Source organism: Nonomuraea sp. NPDC004186 (genome assembly GCF_053603495.1).
Genome location: NZ_JBSGFQ010000002.1, coordinates 120,471 through 136,833 on the forward strand (window position 1 = coordinate 120,471; position 16,363 = coordinate 136,833).

Sequence of the window (16,363 nt, forward strand, 5' to 3'; positions counted from 1 at the left end):
CCGCACCGCTCTAGTCGAGCCCCTTTCTGCCGGGCGTCCAGAAGGGCTTCGTACGGACGTCCCTGCGCTGCCAGCCGCGCTCGTTGACCAGGTGGGCACGGATGGCCTGGATCGTGCGCGCCTCCCCGGCCAGGTAGGCCACGCCGGGCCCGTCCGGCAGGTCCAGCTCCCTGACGGCGTTGACCAGGACCTCCGACCTGGCCGCCGGCTTGCCACCCCGGCACACCTTGACCAGCTCCTTGGGCAGCTCCAGATGGTCGCCCGGCCCCTCGGCCTCCACCGCGCCGTATGCCGCGACGCCCTCCGGGAGCGCCCGCAACATCGCGCCGAACGCCACCGAGGCCGTCTCCTCGCCCGCGAACAGGTGGTAACGGGCTTCCTGCGTGACGAAACTGCCGTCCGGCCTGGTGAAGGAGATCTCCATGCCGGGCTCGGCGGTCCTGATCCAGGAGGCGCCCGGCGAGTCGCCGCCGTGGTCGTAGCCGATCAGGTCGATGGCCTCCCAGGCCGGGTCGTGCCGCCAGATCGAGTAAGTGCGCAGGACGCCGCCCAGCAGGCCGCCGCCGTCGCCGATGAAGAGGCGTACGTGCTGGCCAGGCGTCCATTCCAGGCCGGCGAGCGCCTCTCCCCCGATCCTGACCCGCCGCATGCGGGCGGTCACCTCCTCGACCTCGACCACCTCGCCGGTGAGGAACATCCGGTCGAGTAACCGCCGTGCGACGCTCCGCCTCATGGCGCCTCCTTCCATGGCCGCCTCCTGGTGTCCAGCTCCTCGATCCTGCGGCGGGCCTCCACGAAGACCTCCTGGATGCGCTCGACCACGGCCGGGTCGCCGTGCGCGTGGACCAGCGCCTTCACGGCGGCTTTGACCAGGCGCAACGCCGGCCCGACGATCTCGGCGGCCTCGGGCTCGCGGAACATCCCCCACTCGCCCCTGCTGGCCGCCCGCCCCCACAGCCGCTCGATCACGTCGGCCTGCTCCTCGGCCGCCCGCCTGCCGTCCTCGGTGACGTGGTAGACCTTGCGGCCGTCCGTCTGCTCGACGCGTACGAGTCCTTCGTCCTCGAGCAGCTGGAGGGTGGGGTAGATGGAGCCGGCGCTGGGCTCGTAGGTGCCGTTGAAGCGGTCGGCGAGGCGGCCCATGACCTCGTAACCGTGGCCGGGCCGCTCGACGATCAGGGCCAGGATGGCCAGGCGAAGCTCGCCAGGACCGAAGAAGCGCCCGGTGGGGCCCCGCTCGGGGCCGCGACGCGCGTGCATCATGGCTCGGATGCTATATCGAACGATATAGCTAAGCAACTGTCGATCGAGCCCATCGCGGCCCGGCCGCCCGGTAAAGCCGCAGGACAGGGCTCTTCTTCGGAGATTGTGGCGGCGGTTGGTGATGCCACTGTCGGGGGTATGGAGGCTAACGGTGCTGTTGTGGAAGGTGTGGAGTCGTTTGTTGCCGGAGGGCGTGTGCGCACCGTACGCCCCTCTTCCGTCCACGCTCGCTATGACGGACGCCTGAAAACAAGGCTATGGCCTGTCCTATGCCCGGCTCCTCGGCGAACATGGCAAACCACAGAACGTGTCTCCGCTTCGTCACAGGAGCGCGGCCGTCGTGGCGCCGTACTCATCCAAGGTCCCGGACACGCGGGGCGAGCCATCCAACACAGGGGGAATTGATGAGTACACGGGGGAACGGCAAGCGGCCGCGGATCCGCGCTCTGCGCGCGCACGGCGTGCGGGCGCTGGCCGTGGGAGGGACGCTGGCCGCCTCGCTGCTGGCCGTCGCCGGGCCGGCGCACGCCACGACCGACGTGAGCGTGTCCGGTTCGGAACTGTACGTCTACGGCGGCGACGCGTCCGACAACATCGACCTGTCCCTGTCCGGCCGCTGGGTGATCGTTTCGAACTCCGGCGACAGGATCGAAGCGTCCGCGCCGTGCAGGCGGGAGAGCGCCAACCGGGTGGCCTGCCCGGCCGACGAGATCGAGTCGATCGTGGCGGTCACCGGGCCGGGCGACGACACGCTGCGGAACCGTACGCGCCTGCCGATGCGGGCGAACCTGGCGCCGGGGCGGGACAACCTCATCTCGGGGAACGGGGCCGCCACCATCGGCGGCTCCGGCAACGTGATCGAGATGTAGTCGGGCGACGACCTGCTTTCCGGCAACGGGGGCATCGACCTGGCCGGCGTGGGCGATGGCATGGACAGGTACGACGCCGGGGCCGGGAAGTTCGGCGAGAACTGATTGACGGGTGAGTGCCCCGCCGCTTCAGGAGAGGCGGCGGGGCGCTGACCGGAACCGGCGGATCTCCGCCCCCAACCCCCGCAGCGACTCGACCGGATGCTCGATCTCCGTCCACGGAGGCGTGAGATCCGTGTCCGTGTAGCGCGGGACCACGTGAATGTGGAAATGGAAGACGCTCTGCCAGGCGGTCTCACCGCTCGCGTGCCACAGATTGACCCCCTTCGCCCCCAGCGCGCCCGTGAGCCGGCGCCCCACCTCCACGGTGGCCCGCATGACGTGGGCCGCCTCGTCGAGCGGGATGTCCGTCAGATCCCGGTGATGCGCTCTCGGCACGACGAGCGTGTGTCCCTTGGTGGCCTGGGCGAGGTTGAGGAAAGCGATCGTGTGGTCGTCCTCGTGGATCGTCTGCGAGGGCTCGGTGCCTTCGACGATCCGGCAGAAGACGCACGTGCCGCCGCTCAGGCCGTCGGCGCCGCGCCCGGCCTCGGTGTCCGTCACGGATCACGATGCTCGCAGCCCGCCCGGAACCCGCTCAACCGATTATCCGGCGTCCTGCTCGAACAGGCGGTGGAGGAGCACCCCTTGGCCGGATTGCAGCACGTGGCCGTGCTCCAGCGGGATCCAGAAGCACTCGAACCGCGTGGGCGGCTCGTTCCCGTCATGGTCCTCGCGGCTCGCCCACCGATCCGGGGTCTCTTCGTGCAGGGCCAGCTGGAAGATGTGGCGGCGCTGGAGCTCGGCGCGGTAGGGGGTTATGTCATACTCCGCCACGCCGAGTTTCCGCACGACGGTGAAATCGTGGAGCCCGGTCTCCTCCCGCGCCTCCCTGAGCGCCGCGTCCCGAGGGTCCTCCCCCTCCCTGATGCCCCCCGCGGGGACCTGCACGCCCACTTCCTCGGGGCTGTAGTCCACGTGGCGGAACACGAGCAGCTTGTCATCCCGGACGATGTAACAGAGGGCCGTGTCGCGGATCGTTCTGTCAGGCATAGGCGATGATCGCATAGCGCTCGTCGTGCACGGGACCGCCCCAAAGGTCGATGCCGTCGCTGAGCGGCTCGACGCGCAGGTCGGCGACCAGCGGGCGGACGGCGGCGGCCAGGTCGGCGGCGCCGAGACCGCCGTTCCAGGGCAGCGATCCGGCTCCCTCCACGTAGGGCTGCCCGGTCTCCCGCCAGCGTCCCTCCACGAGCACGAGCCTGCCGGACGGGCGCAGGCGGCCGCCCACTCGCGCAGCGCCGCCTCGGGGTCGGGCAGGGTCCACACCAGGTGCCGGCAGAGCACCACGTCGAAGCGGTCGTCGCCGGTGGGCGGGGCGGCGGCGTCGCCGACCAGGAACCGCCCCGCGAGCCCGGCGGACGACAGCTTGGCGCGGGCCTGCTCGATCATCCGTGGCGCCACGTCCACGCCGGTCACCCGATGCCCGGCCGCGGCCAGCAGCATGGACAGGGACCCGGTGCCACAGCCGACGTCGAGGACGTCGGCCGGCTGGGGCGGGGTCAATCCCGCCGTCATGCCATGGTGATGACGACCTTGCCCCGGGCGTGGCCGTGCTCGATGTAGCCGATCGCCTCGGGGACCTCGCTCAGCGGGTGGGTCCGGTCGATGACCGGCCTGATCTTCCCCGCTTCGAGCAGGTCGCGCAGGGCCACGAGATCGTCCGTGTTCTCGTCGGCCACGTATCCGGCGAGCAGGCTCTGCCGTACGAACAGGGACGACACCATCACGTGGATGATGCGGGTCATGACCCCCACCCAGCGCCCGCCCTTGTCGCCGCTGTTGTGCAGATAGATCCCCTGAGGGGCGAGCACGCGCCGGCAGTCCGCCAGGGAGCGGTTGGCCACGTTGTCGAGGATGACGTCGTAGCACTCGCCGCTGCGCGTGAAGTCCTCCTTGGTGTAGTCGACGACGTGATCGGCCCCGATCGAGCGTACGATCTCCACGTTCCCGGGCCCGCACACGCCGGTCACCTCCGCGCCCAGCGCCTTGGCGATCTGCACCGCGAACGGCCCCACCCCGCCCCCCGCGCCATTGACCAGCACCTTCTGCCCGGCCCTGACCTGCGCCTTGTCACGGAGGGCCTGTAACGCGGTGACGGCCGCCACCGGCACGGCCGCCGCCTCCTCGAACGTCAGCCCGGCGGGCTTCCGCACCACGAACCCCTCCGCCGGAACGGCCACGTACTCGGCGAACGCGCCACGGCAGAAGCCGTACACCTCGTCGCCGGGCCGCAGCGCGGTGACGCTCCTGCCGGCCGCCACGACCTCCCCGGCCAGGTCGCCGCCCAGCAGGTGGGCCTTGGGGCGGGTCAGCCCGGCCTGCGCCCTGAAGATGTAGGGCAGGCCGCGCAGGAGGTGCCAGTCCCCCGCGTTGACGGAGGCCGCCCGGACGCGGACCAGCACGTCATCGTCGCCGATCTCGGGTTTGTCGACGTCCAGGAGCTTGATGACGTCGGGCGAGCCGTAGGAGTGGTAGCGGACGGCCTTCATGGCGATGCTCCCTGGTCAGAGTCTTTGGTCATGTGTAAGATTCTTCTTACACATGAAAGACGGTAACACCCACCGATCGCCATCGACAATGCTCACCAATCGGTAGCAATTGCTAACCTATGAACATGGAGCCATGGCCGCAGAAAGATCAGATAGCCGCGGCGCTACGCCAGATCAGCGCCGGATTCGCGGCGCTGGCGGATGCGATCTCGGCCGATCCGGCTCAACCCCCAGCAGACAGCCGGCATCGAGCGCTCATCGCCGAATGGGGGCGCGATGGCCTGACCAGGGCTGAAGCCAGCGCGTTGTTCCGCAAGCACGGCTTCTCCCCCCAGGCCGCCGGCGGCTGGGCCCGCGGCGACTGGCTGGAGGTCCGCGAGGACGGTCGCCGCTATCTCACCGAACGTTCGCTGCACTGGCTGGCCGAACAAGGAGCCCCCGATGACGCACAGCCCCGTGACTGAGCCCTTCAGCGTCCGCCTCGAGGTCCGCATCTACGAGATCGACCCGCAGCTCCACCTCAACGGCGGCTTCTACATCCAGTACGCCGACCACGCCCGCTTCGCCTGCGTCCGGGCCGCCGGGGTGTCGGTCGAGGAACTGCTCGACAGCGGCCTCGGCCCCGTCAACCTCGAGACCGTCATCAAATACCACCGCGAGCTGCGCGGCGGCGACGAGGTGGACGTCACCTGCGACTGGGAGTGGAGCGGCGGGAAGACCTACCGGGTGCACCATCTCCTGCGGCGCGTGGACGGCACCGTGGCGGCCGAGGTGAGCCACGTGAGCGGCCTGCTCGACCTGAAGACCCGCCGGCTGGTGCCCGATCCCGACCGCGAGTGGCACACGAGAGCCGCCAAACCCGAGCTCCTCGGCCTCACCCGCAAATTCGGCCCCTGAAGAAATCTTCGAGCAGAATGCACAAAACCCTGGACTCTGAGTTCCGGGGCGGGTGAAAATCCGATCGTCCATCCGAAGATCGTGGAGACGCCGGGCAGCTCTTGTTCCGCGCGTAACCCCTGCTCAACACGGGCGAGGACGTATGCGGGTAGTGCATGGGCTGCTCACGGCGGCGCTGATCTTAACCATCTCTCCGGCGGTCGCCGCCCAGGCCGACGAGGTGCCGGAGCCACCGAAGGCCGTTCAGGAGCCGCCGAAGGCCGAGGAGGCCGCGGTCGCGGCCGCTCGGAGCGCCGGCCGGCCGGTGGAGATCGAATCGATGCGTACGGAGACCCGCCAGGTCTTCGCCAAACCGGACGGCACGCTCTCGATGGAGCTGAACGTCCGCCCCGTACGCGTCCGGCAGGCGGGCGGCTGGGTCCCCGTCGACACCACGCTCCGCCTCAACCCCGACGGCTCGGTCAGCCCGGCCGCGACGGCGATCGGGCTGAGGTTCTCCGGCGGCGGCAACGCCCCGCTGGCCAAGCTGTCGCGCGGCGCCAAGTCCCTGGAGCTCGGCTGGCAGGGCACGCTCCCCAAGCCCACGCTGAACGGCGACACCGCCACCTACGCCGAGGTCATGCCGGGCGTGGACCTCCAGGTCACCGCGGACGTGGACGGCTTCTCCCACATCCTGGTGGTCAAATCGCGGGCCGCCGCGGAGAGCATGACGGAGCTGACGTTCCCGCTGTCGGCCTCCGGCCTGTCGGTCGAGTCGGACAAGGCGGGCAACATCGAGGCCGTCGACAAGAACGAGGGCACGATCTTCACCGCGCCCACCCCGAAGATGTGGGACTCCAAGGGCATCACGAGCCCGCAGGCGCTCAAGGAGGGCCGCTCCCCGGAGGCGCGCGAGGCGACGATGGGCGTGGAACTGGCGGGCAAGCAACTGCGGCTCAAGCCCGACAGAACGATGATGACAGACCCGAACACCAAGTTCCCCGTCTATCTCGACCCGTACTTCTCGGCCGCCCGCAACGCCTGGACGGCGGTCTGGAGCAACTGGCCCAACTCCAACTACCTCAACTCCAGCGACGTCGCCCGGGTCGGCCACGTCGAGTCGCAGAAGAACCGCTCGTTCTTCCAGATGAACACCGGCTCGACCATCCACGGCAAGCAGATCATCAAGGCCACGCTGCGCACGTACGAGACGTGGTCGTACTCCTGCAGCGCCCGCAAGGTCGAGGCCTGGGCCACCAACACCATCAGCAAGGCCACGACCTGGAACAAGCAGCCCTCGTGGGTCAGGCTGCTGTCCACGGTGAACGTGGCCAAGGGCTGGGGCTCGTCCTGCCTGCCCGGCGGCGTCGAGTTCGACGTCACCTCGCAGGTCGTGGACGCCGCCGCCAAGAAGTGGCCCAACGTCACGATCGGTCTGCGGGCCACCAGCGAGACCGACGTGTACGCCTGGAAGAAGTTCAAGAACAACCCGAGCCTGGTCATCGAGTACAACTCGATCCCGTCCGACCCGGTGGCCGCCGACGCCTGGTCGGACCCGGGTGGTCCCTGCGTCTCCGGTGACGGGCGGCCGGTCATCAGCACGGCCACCCCCAAGCTGTGGGCCAAGCTCAAGGACACCGACAACTCGGTCAAGGGCCGTTTCGAGTGGTACAACGCCGCCGGGACGAAGACCGGCGAGTACGTCACCGCGACGGGTTCGTCCGGCTCCGCCTACTACGCGACGATCCCGGTCAGCCTGTACGCGGACGGCGCGCTGATCCGCTGGCGCGTCCGGGCCGAGGACGGCAAGGCCAACAGCGCCTGGAGTCCCTGGTGCGAGGCCACCGTGGACGCCACCGCGCCCGGCAGGGAGCCGGTCGTGACCTCGCCCCAGTACGCCGAGGAGGGCTGGAACGACGGCGTCGGCCTGGCCGGCACCTTCACGTTCGATCCCAACGGCGTCACCGACGTGGCCGCCTACGTCTACGGGCTGGACACCACGCCGAAGTCCGAGGTGGCGCCCGCCGCCGACGGCACGGCCACGATCGCGCTCACCCCGCGCCACGACGGCCCCAACGTCCTGTCGGTACGCAGCAAGGACCGCGCGGGCCAGCTCGGCCCGATCCGCACCTACGTCTTCAACGTCAACGGCGGCAAGGGCCCGAACGGCCACTGGGCCATGAACGAGGGCCAGGGCGGCGTGACCGCCGACGCCACCGGCGCGCACCCCGCCACCCTGTACGGGACGTCGTGGACCACCGGCAGGACCGGCGCGGGGCTGAAGCTGGCCAACGCCTACGCCCAGACCACCGGCCCGATCACCGACACCAGCCGCAACTTCACCGTCACCGCCTGGGCCCGCCTGACCGGCACGACCGCCTCCGCCACCGCGCTCACCCAGGAAGGCGGCAGGACCGGCGCGGTCTCGCTGCAGTACAGCAAGACCGACGACCGGTGGGCGCTGGTGCTGACGGGCACGGACGCCGACAACGCGACAACCGTGCGCGCCCTGTCCGGGGCCGCTCCCCGGTTGAACGAGTGGACCCACCTGGCCGGCGTCTACGACTCCGCCGCCCGCCAGATCTCCCTCTACGTCAACGGCAGGCTCGAATCCACGGTCGCCGCCACCTCACCGTGGAACGCGGCCGGACCCCTCACCATCGGCCGCGGCAAGATCAACGGCGCCGCGGCGGACCACTGGACGGGCGACCTCGACGAGGTCCGCGTCTACGGCCGCGCCATGTTCGCCGACGAACTCGCCGACCTGGTCAACAGCGCTGCCACGCTGGTCGGCCACTGGACGCTGGACGAGGAGTCCGGCCTGACAGCCGCCGACTCGTCGGGCAGGGCAACACCCGCGACCCTGTCGGGCGCGGCCTCGTGGACGGCCGGCTGGCTGGACGGCGCGCTCGCGCTCGACGGCGTCAACGGCTACGCCCAGACCACCGCCCCCGCCATCAGCACCAGATCCAGCTTCACCGTGGCCGCCTGGGTCCAACTCGACTACCTGCCCACCACCGACACCGCCGCCGTGGCCCAGCCCGGCAGCCGGACAGCCGGATTCCAGCTCGGCTTCGACAAGGAACAACAACGGTGGACCCTCGGCATGAGAGCCGCCGACACCGACACCGCCACCCTCGTACGCACCCGCTCCGACGCCATCCCCAACCCACTGGAGTGGACCCACGTCGCCGGCGTCCACGACGCGCTGGCCGGCGAACTGCGCATCTACATCAACGGCCAGCTCTCCACCACCACCATCACGTCCCACACGAGCGCGTGGAACGCCACCGGCCCGCTCCAGCTCGGACGGACCAAGGCGGCAGGTGCCTTCACCGGCTACTGGCCGGGGACCGTGGACGACGTCCGCACGTATGACGGCGTGCTGAGCGCCGAGCAGATCGCTCAGCTGGCCGCCCAGTAAGTCCCTCTCAACACCGCCGGTAATACGGCAACGGGTGGGTGGGCCCGAGGCCCACCCACCCGTCATGCTCCGGCGTGTTACGCCTTCAGCCAGCTCATCATCGGACGCAGCTTGGCACCCGTCTTCTCGATCGGGTTCTCGGCCAGCTCGTCGCGGTGACGCTGGAACTCCTTCTGGCCGCCGTCGAACTCCTCGACGAGCTGCCGCGCGAAGGTGCCGTCCTGGATCTCGGCCAGGATCCGGCGCATCTCCTGACGGGTCTCGTCGGTGATGACGCGCGGGCCGCGGGTGTAGCCGCCGTACTCGGCCGTGTCGGAGACGGACCAGTACATCTTCGAGATGCCACCCTCGTACATGAGGTCAACGATCAGCTTCATCTCGTGCAGGCACTCGAAGTAGGCGACCTCGGGCTGGTAGCCCGCCTCGATGAGGGTCTCGAAGCCGGCCTTGATCAGCTCGGACACGCCGCCGCACAGCACGGCCTGCTCGCCGAACAGGTCGGTCTCCGTCTCCTCGGTGAACGTCGTGCGCAGCGCGCCGGCGCGGGTGCCGCCGATGCCCTTCGCGTACGAGAGCGCCAGGTCCAGCGCCTTGCCCGAAGCGTCCTTCTCGACGGCCACGAGACACGGCACGCCGCGCCCGGCCTCGAACTGGCGGCGGACGAGGTGGCCCGGGCCCTTGGGGGCGACCATGCACACGTCGACGCCCTCGGGCGCCTCGATGAGGCCGTAGCGGATGTTCAGGCCGTGGCCGAAGAACAGCGCGTCGCCCTCGACCAGGTTGGGGGCGACGTGGTCGGCGTACAGGTGGCGCTGGATGTGGTCCGGCGCGAGGATCATGGTGAGGTTGGCCTCCTCCACCGCCTCCGCCGGGGTGACGACCCGCAGCCCGTCGTTCTCCGCCTTCTCGCGGCTCTTGGAGCCCTCCGGCAGGCCGACACGCACGTCCACGCCGGAGTCACGCAGGGAGAGCGCGTGGGCGTGGCCCTGGCTGCCGTACCCCAGCACGGCCACGTGGCGCCCCTGGATGATCGACAGGTCGGCCTGGTCGTCGTAGTAGATCTCGGTCACTTGCTAATACCTTTCAGGCGGTACGGTCCAGTGCCCTGAGGGACCGGTCGGTGATGGAACGGGCGCCGCGGCCGATGGCCACCATGCCCGACTGGACGAGTTCTTTGATCCCGAACGGCTCGAGGACCTTGACGAACGCCTCGAGCTTGTCGGGAGTGCCGGTGACCTCGATGGTCACGGCGTCGGCGGCCACGTCGACGCAGCGCGCGCGGAAGAGGTTGACCAGCTCCAGCACGTGGGAACGGCTGTCGGCGTCGGCCTTGACCTTGATCAGCATCAGCTCGCGCTGGACGGACTGCGACGTGTCGAGCTCGACGATCTTCAGGACGTTCACCAGCTTGTTGAGCTGCTTGGTGACCTGCTCAAGCGGCAGCTCCTCGACGCTGACCACGATGGTCATGCGCGAGATGTCGTCGTGTTCGGTCGGCCCCACTGCCAGCGAGTCTATGTTGAAGCCCCTTCGGCTGAACAACGCGGACACGCGTGCCAGTACGCCCGGCTTGTTCTCGACAAGCACCGACAGAGTATGCCTACTCATCCTCGTTCTCCCACTTGGGCGCCATGTCACGGGCGATCTTGATGTCGTCGTTGCTGGTGCCCGCCGGGACCATGGGCCAGACCATGGCGTCCTGGTGGACGACGAAGTCGACCACGACGGGCACGTCGTTGATCTCCATGGCCTTCTTGATCACGGCGTCCACGTCCTCGGCACGCTCGCATCGCAGGCCCACACAACCATAGGCCTCGGCCAGCTTGACGAAGTCGGGGATGCGGCGGACCGTCTGCAGGTCGGTGTTGGAGTATCGCTGGTCGTAGAAGAGCGTCTGCCACTGGCGGACCATGCCGAGGTTGCCGTTGTTGATGACGGCGATCTTGACCGGCACGCCCTCCAGGGCGCAGGTGGCCAGCTCCTGGTTGGTCATCTGGAAGCAGCCGTCGCCGTCGATGGCCCACACCGTGGATTCGGGGCGGCCCATCTTGGCGCCCATCGCGGCCGGGACGGCGAAGCCCATCGTGCCGAGGCCGCCGGAGTTGATGAACGTGCCGGGGTTCTCGTAGTCGATGAACTGCGCGGCCCACATCTGGTGCTGGCCGACCCCGGCCACGTAGTACGTGTCGGGCCCGGCGATCGCGCTCAGCCGCTCCATGACGTACTGGGGCGCCAGCGTGCCGTCCTCGTACGTCTCGTAGCCCAGCGGGTACGTCTGCTTGTAGCCGTTGAGCGTCGTCCACCACTCGGTGTAGTCGCCCTTCTGGCCGGACGCCTGGATCACGGCGACCAGGTCGCCGATGACCTCCTTGCAGTCACCCACGATGGGCACGTCGGCGTGGCGGTTCTTGGAGATCTCCGCCGGGTCGATGTCGGCGTGCACGACCTTGGCGTACGGGGCGAACGACGCCAGGTCGCCGGTCACCCGGTCGTCGAAGCGCACGCCCAGCCCGATGAGCAGGTCGGCCTTCTGCAGCGCGCCCACGGCCGACACGCTGCCGTGCATGCCCGGCATGCCCATGTGCTGCGGGTGGCTGTCGGGGAACGTGCCGCGCGCCATCAGGGTGGTGATGACCGGGATGCCGGTCAGCTCGGCCAGCTGCAGCAGCTCGGCGGAGGCACGCGCCTTGTGGACGCCGCCGCCGACGTACAGGACCGGCCGCTTGGACTCGGCGATCAGCTTGGCGGCCTCGCGGATCTGCTTGGAGTGCGGCCTGGTGACCGGGCGGTAGCCCGGGAGCTGCATGGTCGGCGGCCAGCTGAAGGTGGTGTCGGCCTGCAACGCGTCCTTGGAGATGTCCACGAGAACCGGGCCGGGACGGCCGGTGGAGGCGATGTGGAAGGCCTCCATGATCGTGCGGGGGATGTCCGCCGGGTCCGTGATCAGGAAGTTGTGCTTCGTGATCGGCATGGTGATGCCGACGATGTCGGCTTCCTGGAACGCGTCCGTGCCGATGGCCGCGCTGGCCACCTGGCCGGTGATCGCCACGATCGGCACCGAGTCCATGTACGCGTCGGCAATCGGCGTCACCAGGTTGGTGGCACCGGGGCCGCTGGTGGCCATGCACACCCCGACCTTGCCGGTCGCCTGCGCGTAGCCCTCGGCCGCGTGACCGGCGCCCTGCTCGTGGCGTACGAGCACGTGCCGGACTTTGGTCGAGTCGTAGAGAGGATCGTAGGCCGGCAGAATGGCACCGCCCGGGATCCCGAACACTGTGTCGACTCCAACGTGCTCCAGCGCCCTCACCAGGGCCTGTGCACCTGTCATCCGTTCGGTCATCGGCTCGTTCCTTGCGTGGCTACTCGCTTAAGGACATAAAAAATGCCCCTTCCCACCGGGACGGCGGGTCTGGGGCGGCGCGCAGGTCGTCGTGCTTCGCTATCGGCCTGCGCGCCGGCGAAGTACTACGAGAATCTCACTGCGAAGCATGACCTACACCATAGCCGCACTGAATGCCCTGGTGCCAACTTCGTGGACACATGTCTCAAACAGTGAGACTCGTACGCATCAACGAGTCGACTCCGCGCGCCGCCATCGGCCGTGCGACCAGGAAGCCCTGACCCTTCGTGCACCCCATCCGCTTGAGCAGATCGAGCTGTTCGGGACGCTCTATCCCCTCTGCCACCACGATAAGCCCGAGGTCGTGGCCGAGCCGAACGATGGTACGGGTGAGCAGGGTCAGCGTGTCGTCGTTGCCCAGCCCCGACACGAACGACGGATCGATCTTGATCATGTCGACCGGGAGCTGCCGCAGGAACGCGAGCGACGCGTAACCCGTGCCGAAGTCGTCGATGGCCAGCCGCACCCCGAGCGCCCGCAGCTCCGACAGCCGCTTGATCGTCTCCTCGGCGTCCTCGACCAGCATCTCCTCGATCACCTCGAGGGTGAGCGCGGAGGCCGGCAGCCCGCTCTCGGCCAGCGCCTCCTCGACCGTCTCGACGAACCGCGGCGCGGTGATCTGCCGGGCCGACAGGTTGAGCGACAGGCCGATGTCCCAGGACGAGGCCCGCCAGGCGGCCACCTCGCGGCACGCCTCGCGCAGGATCCACTCCCCCAGCGGCACGATCAGCCCGGTGTCCTCGGCCGGGCCCAGGAACTGCTCGGGCGGCACGAACACCGACCCGCGCCACCACCGCACCAGCGCCTCGACCGAGGTCACCCGCGAGGTGGCCAGATCGACGATCGGCTGGTACTCGATCGCGAACTGCTGCTCGATCAGCGCCCGCTGCAGGTCGGCCGCCAGCTCCAGCCGGCGCACCACGTCGGCGTGCATCTGCGCGGCGAACACCTCGACCCGCCGCCCGCCCAGCTCTTTGGAGCGCGCCATCGCGACATCCGCGTTACGGATGAGGTCTCCGGCCGGCATGTCGTCCTCGGTGAAGGCCACGCCCACGCTCGCGGTCAGCGCCACGTCGCGGTCGGCGACGCGGAACGGCTCCTGCGAGACCGCGCGTACGAGCCGCTCTGCCAGATCGACCGCGACCTGCGCGTCACCGCCCGTCTCCACGAGCACCGCGAACTCGTCGCCGCCCCACCGGGCGAGCGTGTCGTCGGCGCGTACGGCGCCGCGCAGCCTGCGCGCGGCCTGCCCGAGCAGGTAGTCGCCGCTGGCGTGGCCCACCGAGTCGTTGACCGAGGTGAACCCGTCGAGGTCGAGGAAGATGACCGCGACGTTGGCCGCTCCGGCGCCGGAGGTGCGCCCCGAGAGCACCTCGCGGGTGCGCTCCTCGAAGTAGGAGCGGTTGGGCAGCCCGGTGACGCCGTCGTGGAAGGTCAGGTGGGCGACCTGGTTGCGCAGCGCCTCCTCGTCGCTGACGTCCCTGGTGGTCACCAGCAGCAGCTCGTCGCCGCCGACGTGGCGGGTGGCGACCGACTCGGTGGGCCGCCACGTGCCGTCGGCCGCGCGCACCCGGCAGGCGATCAGGCAGGCGCCGGGCGCGGCGTTGTCCTCGTCGAGGTGCATGGCGCGCAGCGCGACCTGGATGCCGGGGACGTCCTCCGGGTGGATGTAGTCGAAGATCGACCCGCCGACCACGTCTTCGGGGCGGTAGCCGTACGTGACCTCGACCCCGGCGTCGATCTCCCGCACCACACCCTCGTAGTCGGCGAGGAACACCACGTCGCCGGTGCTCTGGGCGAGCTCCCTGAGCTGCCGCTCACCGAGCTTGACCAGGCCGCGCAGGCGCATGTTGGTCGCCGAGACGAAGAACAGGCGGACGATCAGGAGCAGCACCACGGAGACCGCGACCACCACGACGCCGGTCACCGGCCGCTCGGCCCCGCCGCCCACCAGGTGGGCGAGCAGCGTGCAGGCGGCCACGGCGACCAGCCCCATCGGCACCAGCGCGACCACACCTCCGACGGCGGACCTGCCCGCCGCGCCCGGACGCGGCGCCCACGGGATGGCGGCGAGCAGCAGGAACGCGACAGGCGCGAGCATGACGGTCCAGATCTGCGGATCGCCGCCGTCGAGCCTGGCGACGCCGGCCGCCAGGCCCGCCACGGTCATGGTGGCGAGCACGCCGACGCCCGCCAGGGCGAGCGGCCAGGAGGAGGCCCGGCTCGTCAGCACCGACGGGATCACGGCGCACGTCACCAGCAGCGCGATCATCGGCGGCAGCATGACCAGCGTGAACGCCGCCGGGTCCGCCGCGTCGTCGTAGACGTGCCGCAGCGCGGCCACCCAGCCGATCAGGAAGAGCGAGGCGGCGCACAGGTAGGCGTCGGTGACATGCCGTAAAACGACCCTGGCCGGGAATCTGCGGTCGGCGGCGATCAGCGCGCCTCCCGCCGTCACCACGGTGCCGAGCAGCACGAACAGGTCGGCGAAACTGACCAGGAAGCTCTCGGCGAACGGGCGCAACGCCACGCCGGCGGCCCAGATGACGGCTCCGCCGCCCATCCAGCGCGCGCCCAGCGCCGTCGGCCGGTGCCCGGCCGACTTCACCGAGGCGAACAGCAGCGAACCGGCCGCGATCAGCGCCGCCAGCCCGCCGGCGACAGCGCCGGTGAGCAAGGCCTCACCGCGTACGCCGAGCGCGGCGGCGAAGGCCACCGCGCCTGCCGCCGCCGCGGCGGTCAGCGGCACCCGTGGATCACGCCAGCGGATCACAGTCGTTGCCCATCCCGTCTCGAACCCTGCACCTGCGACCGCCGAAGCCCGGTCGATCACTTCGCCAGTGTGTGCGCTCGTGGGTGCGCGGGTGGTGACAACGCCGATGTCGTCACCGATCTGATAACCACACAGACCAATTTCCGCCAAGAGATCCTTGACAGCGAGTCAGGACCTCCTCGCAAAGGCAACCGTACGCACCGAAGGTCACGGACCAGCCACTTTCCGGGATCCTCTCAGTACGAGTCGGTGATGACGTTGACCAGCGGTTCGTCTGCGAGATAGCGCAGCAGCTGGGCGCGGATCAGGCGCAGCATGCGCCGCCCGGACGCGGGGGTGCTGCCCGCGACGTGCGGAGTGATCAGGAGGCCCGGAGCGCTCCAGAGGGGGTGGCCCTCGGGCAGCGGCTCGGGCGCGGTCACATCCAGCGCGGCGCGTAGCCTACCGTTTTTGAGCTCCGCGATCAGCGCGTCCGTGTCGACGATCCCGCCCCTGGCGGCGTTGACCAGCACGGCGCCGTCCTTCATCCGCGCCAGGAAAGCCGCGTCGACCATGCCCGCGGTGTCGGCCGTGGCGGGCACGAGCAGCACCACGACGTCCGCCTCCGGCAGCAGGGCGGGCAGCTCGTCCATGGCGTGCACGCCGTCGCGGGCGTTCCTGGCCACGCGTACGACCTCGACCTCGAACCCCTCCAGCCGCCTCTCCAGCGCGGCGCCGATGGAGCCGTAGCCGACGATGAGCACGGTGGAGTCAGCCAGCACGTCGGTGTGGTGGTAGGTCCACTCGCCCCTGCGCTGCGCGTCCACGAACCCGGGGAACTCCCGCAGCACCGCGATCATCGCCCCGACGGCCCATTCGGCGGTCCCGGCGTCGTGCACGCCGCGGGCGTTGCACAGCACCGCGCCGTCCGGCAGGTGCGGCCGGTACGGCTCCACACCCGCGGTGACGGTCTGCACCAGCCGCAGGGAGCTCATCCTGGCCAGCGTGCCCGGGACGTCCGGAACGGTGACGAGCGGCGGGATCCAGACCTCTACCTCGTCGATCCCTTCCGGCATCGGGGCTGTGCCATCGTAAACAGCACATTCAACCCCAGGCAGGTCGGACAGAACATCAGCCACCGAATCGGACGGAACCCAGGTCTTCATGCCGAGAACCTTATGACTCCAA

General features: G+C 69.7%; 15 protein-coding genes and 1 pseudogene. 4 read left to right on the plus strand and 12 right to left on the minus strand.

Going from position 1 to position 16,363, the window contains the following annotated elements; all coding sequences use genetic code 11:
* Nucleotides 1–10: 10 nt before the first annotated feature.
* Nucleotides 11–733 (minus strand): siderophore-interacting protein, encoded by a 723-nt coding sequence (locus ACWEPL_RS02190; protein WP_363976160.1) that lies wholly within the window; start codon nucleotides 731–733, stop codon nucleotides 11–13.
* Nucleotides 730–1,263: a PadR family transcriptional regulator gene (locus ACWEPL_RS02195; protein ID WP_452434760.1), complete on the minus strand. Its 534-nt coding sequence runs from the start codon at nucleotides 1,261–1,263 to the stop codon at nucleotides 730–732. Before ACWEPL_RS02195 ends, ACWEPL_RS02190 begins: the two co-directional genes overlap by 4 nt.
* Nucleotides 1,264–1,667: 404 nt before the next feature.
* On the opposite strand from ACWEPL_RS02195, the gene ACWEPL_RS02200 reads away from it, so the two are divergent.
* Entirely contained in the window at nucleotides 1,668–2,132 is a 465-nt protein-coding gene (locus ACWEPL_RS02200) for a hypothetical protein (protein ID WP_452434762.1), read from the plus strand.
* A 129-nt stretch (nucleotides 2,133–2,261) separates the two neighbouring features.
* Here ACWEPL_RS02200 and ACWEPL_RS02205 read toward each other — a convergent pair whose 3' ends face one another.
* From ACWEPL_RS02205 to ACWEPL_RS02225, 5 genes and pseudogenes are all read right to left on the minus strand, one after another.
* Entirely contained in the window at nucleotides 2,262–2,735 is a 474-nt protein-coding gene (locus ACWEPL_RS02205; protein ID WP_452434764.1) for an HIT family protein, read from the minus strand.
* 42 nt (nucleotides 2,736–2,777) lie between these two features.
* A complete protein-coding gene (locus tag ACWEPL_RS02210) occupies nucleotides 2,778–3,224 on the minus strand; it encodes an NUDIX hydrolase (protein ID WP_452434916.1) in 447 nt (148 codons plus the stop codon).
* Nucleotides 3,217–3,462, minus strand: a complete 246-nt coding sequence (locus tag ACWEPL_RS02215; RefSeq protein ID WP_452434922.1) for a hypothetical protein — start codon at nucleotides 3,460–3,462, stop codon at nucleotides 3,217–3,219. The genes ACWEPL_RS02210 and ACWEPL_RS02215 overlap by 8 nt, the downstream gene beginning before the upstream one ends.
* A 29-nt stretch (nucleotides 3,463–3,491) precedes the next feature.
* A pseudogene (locus ACWEPL_RS02220) lies at nucleotides 3,492–3,749 on the minus strand (class I SAM-dependent methyltransferase); the annotation flags it as partial.
* Entirely contained in the window at nucleotides 3,746–4,723 is a 978-nt protein-coding gene (locus ACWEPL_RS02225) for an NAD(P)-dependent alcohol dehydrogenase (protein ID WP_452434766.1), read from the minus strand. The gene ACWEPL_RS02225 and the pseudogene ACWEPL_RS02220, both read right to left, overlap by 4 nt.
* A gap of 125 nt (nucleotides 4,724–4,848) precedes the next feature.
* Here ACWEPL_RS02225 and ACWEPL_RS02230 point away from each other — a divergent pair, with 125 nt between their 5' ends.
* The 3 genes from ACWEPL_RS02230 to ACWEPL_RS02240 all read left to right on the plus strand — a co-directional run bounded on the left by ACWEPL_RS02230 (nucleotide 4,849) and on the right by ACWEPL_RS02240 (nucleotide 9,023).
* Entirely contained in the window at nucleotides 4,849–5,187 is a 339-nt protein-coding gene (locus ACWEPL_RS02230; RefSeq protein ID WP_350729606.1) for a hypothetical protein, read from the plus strand.
* On the plus strand, nucleotides 5,165–5,620 hold the full coding sequence (locus tag ACWEPL_RS02235; protein ID WP_355208758.1) for an acyl-CoA thioesterase: 456 nt from the start codon (nucleotides 5,165–5,167) through the stop codon (nucleotides 5,618–5,620). Before ACWEPL_RS02230 ends, ACWEPL_RS02235 begins: the two co-directional genes overlap by 23 nt.
* A 142-nt stretch (nucleotides 5,621–5,762) precedes the next feature.
* Complete coding sequence (locus ACWEPL_RS02240) at nucleotides 5,763–9,023, plus strand: LamG-like jellyroll fold domain-containing protein (protein ID WP_452434768.1); 3,261 nt, start codon at nucleotides 5,763–5,765, stop codon at nucleotides 9,021–9,023.
* A 77-nt stretch (nucleotides 9,024–9,100) separates the two neighbouring features.
* Here ACWEPL_RS02240 and ilvC read toward each other — a convergent pair whose 3' ends face one another.
* The 5 genes from ilvC to ACWEPL_RS02265 form a co-directional block, all read right to left on the minus strand.
* Entirely contained in the window at nucleotides 9,101–10,084 is a 984-nt protein-coding gene (gene ilvC / locus ACWEPL_RS02245; protein ID WP_350729809.1) for a ketol-acid reductoisomerase, read from the minus strand.
* A 22-nt stretch (nucleotides 10,085–10,106) separates the two neighbouring features.
* Nucleotides 10,107–10,631, minus strand: a complete 525-nt coding sequence (gene ilvN / locus ACWEPL_RS02250) for an acetolactate synthase small subunit (RefSeq protein ID WP_349450824.1) — start codon at nucleotides 10,629–10,631, stop codon at nucleotides 10,107–10,109.
* A complete protein-coding gene (locus tag ACWEPL_RS02255; protein WP_452434770.1) occupies nucleotides 10,624–12,363 on the minus strand; it encodes an acetolactate synthase large subunit in 1,740 nt (579 codons plus the stop codon). The genes ilvN and ACWEPL_RS02255 overlap by 8 nt, the downstream gene beginning before the upstream one ends.
* A gap of 205 nt (nucleotides 12,364–12,568) precedes the next feature.
* Complete coding sequence (locus ACWEPL_RS02260; protein ID WP_452434772.1) at nucleotides 12,569–15,172, minus strand: putative bifunctional diguanylate cyclase/phosphodiesterase; 2,604 nt, start codon at nucleotides 15,170–15,172, stop codon at nucleotides 12,569–12,571.
* Between the two features lie 260 nt (nucleotides 15,173–15,432).
* Nucleotides 15,433–16,251: a 2-hydroxyacid dehydrogenase gene (locus ACWEPL_RS02265; protein WP_363976196.1), complete on the minus strand. Its 819-nt coding sequence runs from the start codon at nucleotides 16,249–16,251 to the stop codon at nucleotides 15,433–15,435.
* Nucleotides 16,252–16,363: the final 112 nt, after the last annotated feature.